This window comes from Pseudomonas petrae, from assembly GCF_021728295.1.
GTDB lineage: Bacteria > Pseudomonadota > Gammaproteobacteria > Pseudomonadales > Pseudomonadaceae > Aquipseudomonas > Aquipseudomonas petrae.
On the sequence record NZ_JAKJXE010000029.1, the window covers coordinates 2,501 to 5,531 of the forward strand.

At 51.9% G+C, this 3,031-nt stretch carries 2 rRNA genes (1 of these 2 only partly in view); both read left to right on the top strand.

The window, feature by feature from the left end:
* Positions 1-2,760: ribosomal RNA gene (locus L4G42_RS25920) — 23S ribosomal RNA — on the top strand (it extends 133 nt beyond the left edge of the window).
* Positions 2,761-2,906: 146 nt separating this feature from the next.
* Positions 2,907-3,022, top strand: a 5S ribosomal RNA gene (rrf, locus tag L4G42_RS25925).
* Positions 3,023-3,031 lie beyond the last annotated feature (9 nt).

Here is a 3,031-nt window from a genome sequence, read left to right on the forward strand (position 1 = left end):
TGTCATAAGACAGTTACCTTACACTGAATACATAGGTGTATGGAGCGAACCAGGGGAACTGAAACATCTAAGTACCCTGAGGAAAAGAAATCAACCGAGATTCCCTTAGTAGTGGCGAGCGAACGGGGACCAGCCCTTAAGTTGATTTGAGATTAGCGGAACGCTCTGGAAAGTGCGGCCATAGTGGGTGATAGCCCTGTACGCGAAAATCTCTTGTCAATGAAATCGAGTAGGACGGGGCACGAGAAACCTTGTCTGAACATGGGGGGACCATCCTCCAAGGCTAAATACTACTGACTGACCGATAGTGAACCAGTACCGTGAGGGAAAGGCGAAAAGAACCGCGGAGAGCGGAGTGAAATAGATCCTGAAACCGTATGCGTACAAGCAGTGGGAGCCCACTTTGTTGGGTGACTGCGTACCTTTTGTATAATGGGTCAGCGACTTATTTTCAGTGGCGAGCTTAACCGAATAGGGGAGGCGTAGCGAAAGCGAGTCTTAATAGGGCGTCTAGTCGCTGGGAATAGACCCGAAACCGGGCGATCTATCCATGGGCAGGTTGAAGGTTGGGTAACACTAACTGGAGGACCGAACCGACTACCGTTGAAAAGTTAGCGGATGACCTGTGGATCGGAGTGAAAGGCTAATCAAGCTCGGAGATAGCTGGTTCTCCTCGAAAGCTATTTAGGTAGCGCCTCATGTATCACTGTAGGGGGTAGAGCACTGTTTCGGCTAGGGGGTCATCCCGACTTACCAAACCGATGCAAACTCCGAATACCTACAAGTGCCGAGCATGGGAGACACACGGCGGGTGCTAACGTCCGTCGTGAAAAGGGAAACAACCCAGACCGTCAGCTAAGGTCCCAAAGTCATGGTTAAGTGGGAAACGATGTGGGAAGGCTTAGACAGCTAGGAGGTTGGCTTAGAAGCAGCCACCCTTTAAAGAAAGCGTAATAGCTCACTAGTCGAGTCGGCCTGCGCGGAAGATGTAACGGGGCTCAAACCATGCACCGAAGCTACGGGTATCATCTTAGGATGATGCGGTAGAGGAGCGTTCTGTAAGCCTGTGAAGGTGAGTTGAGAAGCTTGCTGGAGGTATCAGAAGTGCGAATGCTGACATGAGTAACGACAATGGGTGTGAAAAACACCCACGCCGAAAGACCAAGGTTTCCTGCGCAACGTTAATCGACGCAGGGTTAGTCGGTCCCTAAGGCGAGGCTGAAAAGCGTAGTCGATGGAAAACAGGTTAATATTCCTGTACTTCTGGTTATTGCGATGGAGGGACGGAGAAGGCTAGGCCAGCCTGGCGTTGGTTGTCCAGGTTTAAGGTGGTAGGCTGGAATCTTAGGTAAATCCGGGATTCTAAGGCCGAGAGCTGATGACGAGTGTCCTTTAGGACACGAAGTGGTTGATGCCATGCTTCCAAGAAAAGCTTCTAAGCTTCAGGTAACCAGGAACCGTACCCCAAACCGACACAGGTGGTTGGGTAGAGAATACCAAGGCGCTTGAGAGAACTCGGGTGAAGGAACTAGGCAAAATGGCACCGTAACTTCGGGAGAAGGTGCGCCGGTGAGGGTGAAGGACTTGCTCCGTAAGCTCATGCCGGTCGAAGATACCAGGCCGCTGCGACTGTTTATTAAAAACACAGCACTCTGCAAACACGAAAGTGGACGTATAGGGTGTGACGCCTGCCCGGTGCCGGAAGGTTAATTGATGGGGTTAGCTAACGCGAAGCTCTTGATCGAAGCCCCGGTAAACGGCGGCCGTAACTATAACGGTCCTAAGGTAGCGAAATTCCTTGTCGGGTAAGTTCCGACCTGCACGAATGGCGTAACGATGGCGGCGCTGTCTCCACCCGAGACTCAGTGAAATTGAAATCGCTGTGAAGATGCAGTGTATCCGCGGCTAGACGGAAAGACCCCGTGAACCTTTACTATAGCTTTGCACTGGACTTTGAATTTGCTTGTGTAGGATAGGTGGGAGGCTTTGAAGCGTGGACGCCAGTCTGCGTGGAGCCAACCTTGAAATACCACCCTGGCAACTTTGAGGTTCTAACTCAGGTCCGTTATCCGGATCGAGGACAGTGTATGGTGGGTAGTTTGACTGGGGCGGTCTCCTCCTAAAGAGTAACGGAGGAGTACGAAGGTGCGCTCAGACCGGTCGGAAATCGGTCGTAGAGTATAAAGGCAAAAGCGCGCTTGACTGCGAGACAGACACGTCGAGCAGGTACGAAAGTAGGTCTTAGTGATCCGGTGGTTCTGTATGGAAGGGCCATCGCTCAACGGATAAAAGGTACTCCGGGGATAACAGGCTGATACCGCCCAAGAGTTCATATCGACGGCGGTGTTTGGCACCTCGATGTCGGCTCATCACATCCTGGGGCTGAAGCCGGTCCCAAGGGTATGGCTGTTCGCCATTTAAAGTGGTACGCGAGCTGGGTTTAGAACGTCGTGAGACAGTTCGGTCCCTATCTGCCGTGGACGTTTGAGATTTGAGAGGGGCTGCTCCTAGTACGAGAGGACCGGAGTGGACGAACCTCTGGTGTTCCGGTTGTCACGCCAGTGGCATTGCCGGGTAGCTATGTTCGGAAAAGATAACCGCTGAAAGCATCTAAGCGGGAAACTTGCCTCAAGATGAGATCTCACTGGAACCTTGAGTTCCCTGAAGGGCCGTCGAAGACTACGACGTTGATAGGTTGGGTGTGTAAGCGCTGTGAGGCGTTGAGCTAACCAATACTAATTGCCCGTGAGGCTTGACCATATAACACCCAAGCAATCTGCAGAAAGATGGCAGGTTGCGGTGTGTGAAGACGCATGAAGACGAAAGTTTGCGAACACACAGGCTGCACCTTGATCACATACCCGATTTGCTGAAGCGTTCGAGAGAACGAGTCAGTACCCGAATTTCTTGACGACCATAGAGCGTTGGAACCACCTGATCCCATCCCGAACTCAGCAGTGAAACGATGCATCGCCGATGGTAGTGTGGGGTTTCCCCATGTGAGAGTAGGTCATCGTCAAGATTAAATTCC